General features: G+C 70.4%; 1 pseudogene. It reads right to left on the bottom strand.

What is annotated here, in order from left to right:
* Window positions 1-331: pseudogene (locus ADK55_RS22310) on the bottom strand (2-oxoglutarate ferredoxin oxidoreductase subunit alpha); the annotation flags it as partial.

Genomic DNA, 331 nt, shown 5'->3' with positions numbered 1-331 from the left:
CGCCAGACCGATCGTCTCCGACTTCAGCGCCACCCCCGGACCCGAGGTGGTCGTGACCCCCAGGGCGCCGCCGAACGCCGCACCCAGGGCCGCGCCGATCCCGGCGATCTCGTCCTCGGCCTGGAAACTGCGGATCCCGAAGTTCTTGTGCCGGCTCAGCTCGTGCAGGATGTCCGACGCCGGGGTGATCGGGTACGAGCCCAGGTAGACCGGCAGGTCGGCCAGGTGACCGGCGGCGATGAGGCCGTACGACAGGGCCAGGTTCCCGGAGATGTTGCGGTAGGTGCCCGTCGGGAACGACTTCGTCGCGGGGGCGACCTCGTAGGAGACG

Source organism: Streptomyces sp. WM4235 (assembly GCF_001279725.1).
In the GTDB taxonomy this organism is placed as follows: Bacteria; Actinomycetota; Actinomycetes; order Streptomycetales; family Streptomycetaceae; genus Streptomyces.
This window is presented reverse-complemented; position numbering and strand designations above follow the sequence as displayed.